Source organism: Corallococcus praedator (assembly GCF_003612125.1).
In the GTDB taxonomy this organism is placed as follows: domain Bacteria; phylum Myxococcota; class Myxococcia; order Myxococcales; family Myxococcaceae; genus Corallococcus; species Corallococcus praedator.
This window is the reverse complement of record NZ_RAWI01000085.1, coordinates 22200-28598: the sequence shown is the minus strand read 5'-3', so window position 1 is coordinate 28598 and position 6399 is coordinate 22200. Positions and strand designations below refer to the sequence as shown.

Below are 6399 nucleotides of genomic sequence, written 5' to 3'. Positions count from 1 at the left end.
GGAGAATGACTTCGGGGATGCTGTGGGGCGCGGCGTCCTCCGCCCACGCGGAGTGCAGGCGGCCCGTGGCCACCATGAGGCGCCGCTTCTGGTAGTGCGCCGCGCAGTAGCCCTGGCTGCGGTGGGGACGCTTGCAGCCGATGACGGCGCAGGCCCTGGCCGTAGGCGTGGGAGGCGGGATCCGGAGCGGGCGCTGCGGTTGCGCGGGGGGCGGAGGCCTCGCGTCGTGGCCTGGGCGCTGGCGCGACGCTGCCTGCCGGGGCCCGGGGGCGAGGCGCTTCGCGACCTCGGCCAGTCTCGCGACGAGGCTGGCGATTGGGCGCGCTACCTCCTCATCAAGGGCGGCGCGGAAGGACGACTCAAGAGAGCCCGTGGACTTCGGAGCGGACGGGCTCAGCGGTTCCCTCGTGGACAGAGATGCTCTGTGAGCCTTCGAAATAGTAGTGCGCGGGATTCTGGGCATGTGTGGTTTTGATCGCATTGCTGTGTATTCGGGGCGAATGCGCGTTGGGACGGCGGGTGATGATTACCATCCTCTGGGCATATGTCGTAGTCGAGTAGTGCGTGAATGGAGGAGGGGAGGGTCCGCCTTGGGTGACAACATGAAGTGACCGCACAGGAATGGTTGCTGGCGTGAGCCACCCGGCGGGCTGGCACTTTGTGTGCTGTAGGGAATGCGGATGACGATGAGCGAGAGGACGTTCCTTGCAGAAGAACTGCGGCGAGTGGAAGTGGCGTTGCAGCGAGTGTACGCGACGATGAACGGGAGTGCCGAATCGCGGACGCGGCTCGCCAAGGCGAAAAAAGAGTACCGACGAGCAGAGGCCGCGGCGCTCAACATGCTCGGCGCTGTGGAAGCGTTAAAGCTCGTGGAGGCCCAAGACTCGCTGTGCGCTCACACCCCGGGGCAGGAAGCACTGGGGGAGTGGGTTGCTTCCGGCGCGAGAGAGCTGCCCCTCATGCGTGGTGTTCGCCACTGCGGAGGGGCGCGCCTCTCAAACATGCGTGAAACATCAGGTGAAACCAGGAGGCTTCGACAGGAGGATGGGCCCGGCCCGCATGGCATGCCGTGAAAGGTATGCCATGCCAGCCTGGCTCCCTCTCGCGTCACCAGGCCCTCGCTCAGCATCTTCGACACGAGGGCCTCGATAGCTTGTCGCTTCGTCGCGATGGCAGGCCTTACTTGTCTTGATTCGGGGCGAAGAGAGCAGCGACCTCCGGAACTCCCATTTCGACAAGGTAGCGGCGGATGGCGCGCCGGAAGAAGTGCGTCCGGCTCGGCATGCCTGCGTTGCGCCAGGTCTTGTCGAGGGCCTTCAGGGCCTCCGCGTCGAAGGAGAGGGGAATGACGCGCTTGCCGTCCTCGCGCACCTTCGCCTCGCGCTCCGGGCGTGGGCCCACGGTGACTCGCCCAGCCTCCGCCTCCCGAATCTTCCACTTGAGGTAGTCGACGTCGCTGCTGCCCGTCGGCCGCCCGACGACCTCGAGGTACTTCGCTTGCAGCTCCTGGACGGACATGCCGGCGAAGCGTCCGCGCCCGCGGGCATGCTGCGTGACGTCCGCCGTGGGGGCGGCCTGTGGCGCAGGCGCCGGAGGTGCGCTGGGAGGCGTGGCCGTCGTCCGGTGGGTGGGGCTACGCCGCTTCTTCGCGGCGAGGGTCTCCTCAATGCGACGAATGAGGTACTTCTTGTTGGGGCTGCGCGTCTCTTCGCCCACCACTTCGAGGTAGCGGGCGCGCAGCTCCGTCAGGTTCATGGACTCCAGCTTCTTCTTCGGGGCGGTGGTGCGGGACATGGTGGTGTTTTCCTTTCCGGGTCGTGGGTACACGTCTGCCGTTCACGAGGACGGCCCGGCGGCCCTCGTGCGCTGCTGCGCGGGGCGTGGGTGGTGAGAGGAGGCGCTACTTGCTGCGGGCGCTGCTGGCGGAGCTCAGGCCGGCCTGGTAGGCCGCATTGAGGGCCTCCTTCAGGCGCCACACCGCCACTTCGTGGAAGTCGAGGCTGTCGCTATTGCGCGTCTTCAGGGTTTCGATGTTCAGCGTCTCGCGCGCGATGCGCTCAAGGGTCTCTTCGAGGGCCGGGTCGGGCTTCGCGGTGCCGACAGGGCGTGACTTGCGGGGTGTCATTGTTTCGTCCGTCCGTGCGCCTTGGGTGGCGCGCGTGAGGCATACGCGCTCTGTTTTGCGCGTATGGCAAGTCATTGTTCGCTGGGCTTGCTCAGGTGCGCGAAGCACTCCAAGTCGATAGCGCGAGGGTCGACATGCACGAAGCTGGTGCCGCCATCCCAGCGAACGGGGGCCGCGTCGATGCGGTCCTCGGCGGTGACGCCCCCGAGGCGTGCCAACTTCTCGTCGGTGTCCACGTAGTAGCCGTTCGCGTCCGGGTCGGCGTCGGGGCGGAGGCCGCCGCGCAACACAGCGAAGATGCGGACTTTCTTCCCTTTGAGGCCGGGGATTTCATTGCCGATGTAGGTGGTGTCGGTGCCGATGACCATGCGTGTCTCCTGGCGCGCAGTGGGCAGCGCGTGAAGACATACACGCTCTGCTTGCGAGACATAGCAAGCCGAGTGGAGAGGGGTTTGGGTCGCCCGGGGCGTGGCTGGCGCCGGGTGTCCTCTGTTTTGCTGGCAGTGTATTCCTATTGACTGGAGTCCTCCAGGGCGCGGGGCTACTCGTCGGTCGACATTTCGATTCTCAGGCCCCGAGGGAACCAGCGCTCCCGAGCCTCCTGTGTCAGGGGCTGCGTCACCACCTGCGGGGCGGTGCCCCCCTTCGGCTTGAGCGCCCTGTGGAGGCGCCCGCGCTGGACGAGCTCGGCGTGAAGGTGGCCGACGAGGAGCCGGTGCAGGTGGCCGAAGCTGCCAGGTGCTGGATGCTCCGGCGCGCCTTCGGCCGCGCGGATGAGGAACTCGGAGGAGCGGCAGGAAGAGCACGGAGGAAGTTGGACGAGGCCGTCGTCCACGTCCTCACGGCGGGCGACGCCCACCTCCAGGGATTCGAGAGCGGAGTGGTTGTTGCTGTTGCACCGCGTGCAGCGCTGCAGGACGTGCGTCTCGGCGATTTCGAGGAGGGCCATGGAGTCCTCAGGCGATGGCGATGTACGCGCCGAACCAGTACGTGGCCCCAAGCGCGGGGATGGTTTGGTGGCTGTAGAAGGCGAAGCCGTCCCTGTCCGGCACCATGATGGTGGGGTTGCCGGCGAAGCCGCCGCTGGTGGCGAAGGGGGTGAAGGTGATGGAGGACGGCGCGGTGGGAAAGCGACTGCGGAACGTCACCGAGCCGCCGCCAGCGAGCAGGTCATGCGCGGCGGTGTCGCTGTTGCAGTACTCCAGGCCGAAGCGGCCCTCCTCGCGCAGGCCGCTGCCCGTCAACTCGAAGGCGGAGTTGTTGGAGGCAGTGCCCATGGACAGCCTCCAGGTGCGCGTCCACGCGGTGAAGGTGGCGGCCATGCTGTTGTCGTGGAGGAATTCGGCCTCATTGCGCGAGAGGCGGAAACCCCCAGCGGAGAGGGCGGTGTCGTCCCGGGCCCAGGCACTGCCATTCCAGTTGGCATTCAGCGTGAACCACACGGAGGCGTTGTCTGCGAAGAGGCGCAGCCTGCAGGCCGAGCTGCCGGCACCTCGGGAGTCGAAGAGCAGGACGCGACCGGCGCCCAGGACGGGCTGGACGATGGCCTTGTGCTGGCCCGCCGCCGCCTCGTTGCCGCGGAAGTGCCCACCGCTGAAGGCCCCGAGGACTTCGTTGAGGGCCGCCTCGACGGTACCTGCCGTGAGGAGATCGCCCGTGTCCGCGACGGAGACGGCGGAGGCTGCATGGGCCCCCGCCCCCTGGGTGACGTGTCCGTTGAGGAATCCCAGCAGCGCGGTCACCTGCTGCCGAAGATTGCCCGCGGCGAGGGAGTGGGGCGTCCCGGCCAGCGCGTCTCCTCCGACGCGAGACGCGCCGGGGCTTCCGGCCGTCGTCTCGCCGAGGCGGGTGACGACTTCCTGCAACTGCGCCTGGACGCTGGTGCTGCTGACGTAGCCATGGGGCGAAGCGCCGATGGCGCTGGCGTGGTGGGCCCCGGTAGCCGCGCCCTGGTGGGCGTTGACGAAACCCAGCAGCGAGGAGAGCTGCGCATCCACGGTGCCCGCCGGAAGGAGGTTGGGTGTGCCGGGCACCGCGTCCGCGCCCACGCGCGAGGCGCCCGGTGTGCCAGTGGTGGCCGAGGAGAGCTTGTCGACGACTTCGTCCACGGCTTCCTGGACGGTGGTGGAGGTGATGAAGCCGTGGGGCGCGTAGTCCACGTCGCTGGCTTCATGTCTCCGGGTGTCGCCGGAGAAGTGCCCGGCGAACTCGCCGTCCACCTCGTCCAGTGTCGCCTGCACCGTCTGGGCGCTGGGGCTCAGGACGTCCCAGGTGCCGCTCTCCACGGCCACTGAGGTGCCCCTCGCGAAGATGAAGGCCTGGCGGCGAGAGGTGTCCAAGTCCGCGGCGAGAATCTGCGTCTGCCCGGGGCGCCGCCGGACGTCACACAGCAGCAGCTCGTCGGGCTGGAGGGCGGGCTTGGGCGCCAGGCCGACGGGGCCCTCCGGCGCCTGGCGCACCACCAGCTCGAAGGACTCGTCGCGGCGGAAGTACACCTGCTGGGAGTTGCCGTCCGTGCGCGGCTCCGACAGCAGGCGAGTGAAACGCAGGAAGATGCCCACCCACCGCTCGCTGCCAGAGGTGGAGACGTCGGTGGGGATGCCGGAGACGTCCACCGCGCAGTCCACCGTCTGCCCGGTGCCGAAGAAGATGCGCTGCCCGAGGTTGTCGTAGGCGCGGCCCGGGGCCGTCAGGTCGACGGAGAGGTTGGACACGGGGGAGTGCGGCGCGGGCACCGCCCCGGAGATGACGCCGTGGACGCCCAAGTCCGAGGCGAGGTTTCTGTCCGCCTGCTCCAACTGCGCGAAGGCCAAGTCCAGCTCGGCCTCCGTCACCTTCTGCCTGAAGAAGAAATCCAGCCGGTTGCTCATGCCTGCACCCTCCAGTGGAGGGCAAAGGCAGGGCGCGAGAAATCGGGGACATGCCGGGCGGACGTCAGTGCAGCGTCGTCGTCTCGCCCAACTCGCTGAGGCCCAGCTCCCAGTGCTCGGGGTGAATGGGCGGCAAGGGCTCCACCAGGTCCACGAAGTGGGTGTGCGCGGGCTTGAGGTACTCGACGAGGGTGCGCAGGCGCTGGCGCTCCGCGGGTGAGAGGAGGCGTTCCACCTCGACGTTGAAGGCGTAGCGGGCGAAGCGCTCCGAGGGCCCCAGCGCCCAGTCCTCCCCAAGCTCGGACTCGCCCAGCACGAGAGTATCCGAGGCGAAAGGGGAGATGGCCCGCACCTCGATGCCGAGGAAGAAGCGGATGGCGTTGCGTAGGCCCAGCGCGGTGCCCTTCTGCTGGTACATGTCCACGAGGACGGAGGCCAGCCGGCGCCGGGCGAGGACGTCCAGCTCGAAGGCGAAGGGGTTTCCCAAGTCCTGGAGGATGGCGCCCAGGAAGAGCTCCGGCGCGCGCTCCAGGTCGAAGACGTCGGGGAACGCGTCCAAGTCAGAGAGGAGCAAGTCGGTCACCTCCTGGAGACAGGAGATGAAGCGGTGCAGGTCGCCCGTCACGTCGTCGCGGCGGTTGTGGCGGGGCAGCATGTCCCAGAGATGGAAGCTCCGGGCGGGCGGCCGGACCGGACGGAAGCCCGCGAAGGTGGCGCGGTGGTAGGGGGCGAGCACCAGGTTGCCGTGCGCGTCCGTCACGCCCTCCACGCGCACTTCGTACACCACGTCCGGCGTCATTTCCGTGTCGAGGACGAGGTGGACGAGAGGACCGTCCGCCGCGGCCTCAAGGGCGGCGACTGGGACTGCGGGCGCGCCGCGAGGCGTGAAGGCGAAGCGCGCCGAGGACGGCACCCGAACGTCCTCGTCGAAGGCGAGGCGCACGGACTTCGGCGCCAGGGACTGTGCGCCAACGAGACGGGGCGCCGTCCTGTCTTCCACGGTGAAGGTGTACGTCTCGTCGAGGAGATGCTCGCCGCCGGCCGTGGCGGAGACGACGCGCACGGAGACGGTGGCCTGGCTGGCCAGCGGCACCGCTGGGTGGAGCACCACACGCAGGGTGTCCGCCGTCTGCCTCACCTCCGCCAGAGGCCCCGCGAAGGCGGGTTGCACCTCGACGCTGTCCCCGCCCGCGAAGGCGAGGACCCCATCCACCCAGACGCGCGTGGCCGCCCGGGCAATGCCGTCCGTGCCGACGTCCACCAGCTCCAGCCCCAGCGTGGCATCGACGGGGACGTCCTCCTCCCCTGGGCCCGGAGCGCGGTTGAGGAGGAGGGGACGGCGCGTCTCGGCGAAGAGGGAGACGGTGTCGACGTAGAGGGTGGGCAGCTCAACCGTGGCCATGG

The 6399-nt window shown here is 68.7% G+C and carries 7 protein-coding genes; 1 reads left to right on the top strand and 6 read right to left on the bottom strand.

The features are described 5' to 3' along the window. The first annotated feature begins 680 nt into the window (after positions 1 to 680). Positions 681 to 1073 carry a hypothetical protein gene (locus tag D7Y13_RS45210; RefSeq protein WP_147444169.1) on the top strand — a complete coding sequence of 131 codons (393 nt, stop codon included), beginning with the start codon at positions 681 to 683 and terminating at the stop codon, positions 1071 to 1073. A 106-nt stretch (positions 1074 to 1179) separates the two neighbouring features. Here the strand turns inward: D7Y13_RS45210 and D7Y13_RS14025 are convergent, their stop codons facing one another. From D7Y13_RS14025 to D7Y13_RS14000, 6 genes are all read right to left on the bottom strand, one after another. After that, a complete protein-coding gene (locus D7Y13_RS14025) occupies positions 1180 to 1794 on the bottom strand; it encodes a ribbon-helix-helix domain-containing protein (RefSeq protein ID WP_120582249.1) in 615 nt (204 codons plus the stop codon). Positions 1795 to 1900: 106 nt separating this feature from the next. After that, positions 1901 to 2125: a DUF6900 domain-containing protein gene (locus tag D7Y13_RS14020; protein WP_120582248.1), complete on the bottom strand. Its 225-nt coding sequence runs from the start codon at positions 2123 to 2125 to the stop codon at positions 1901 to 1903. A 71-nt stretch (positions 2126 to 2196) separates the two neighbouring features. Continuing rightward, the gene (locus tag D7Y13_RS14015) at positions 2197 to 2493 is read right to left on the bottom strand and encodes a hypothetical protein (RefSeq protein ID WP_120582247.1); all 297 of its coding nucleotides are present in this window, start codon (positions 2491 to 2493) and stop codon (positions 2197 to 2199) included. Between the two features lie 173 nt (positions 2494 to 2666). After that, positions 2667 to 3074, bottom strand: coding sequence for a hypothetical protein (locus D7Y13_RS14010; RefSeq protein ID WP_120582246.1), 408 nt, complete (start codon positions 3072 to 3074; stop codon positions 2667 to 2669). Between the two features lie 7 nt (positions 3075 to 3081). Next, positions 3082 to 4995 carry a hypothetical protein gene (locus tag D7Y13_RS14005; RefSeq protein WP_120582245.1) on the bottom strand — a complete coding sequence of 638 codons (1914 nt, stop codon included), beginning with the start codon at positions 4993 to 4995 and terminating at the stop codon, positions 3082 to 3084. Positions 4996 to 5059: 64 nt separating this feature from the next. Then, positions 5060 to 6397 (bottom strand): phage tail protein, encoded by a 1338-nt coding sequence (locus D7Y13_RS14000; RefSeq protein ID WP_120582244.1) that lies wholly within the window; start codon positions 6395 to 6397, stop codon positions 5060 to 5062. Positions 6398 to 6399: the final 2 nt, after the last annotated feature.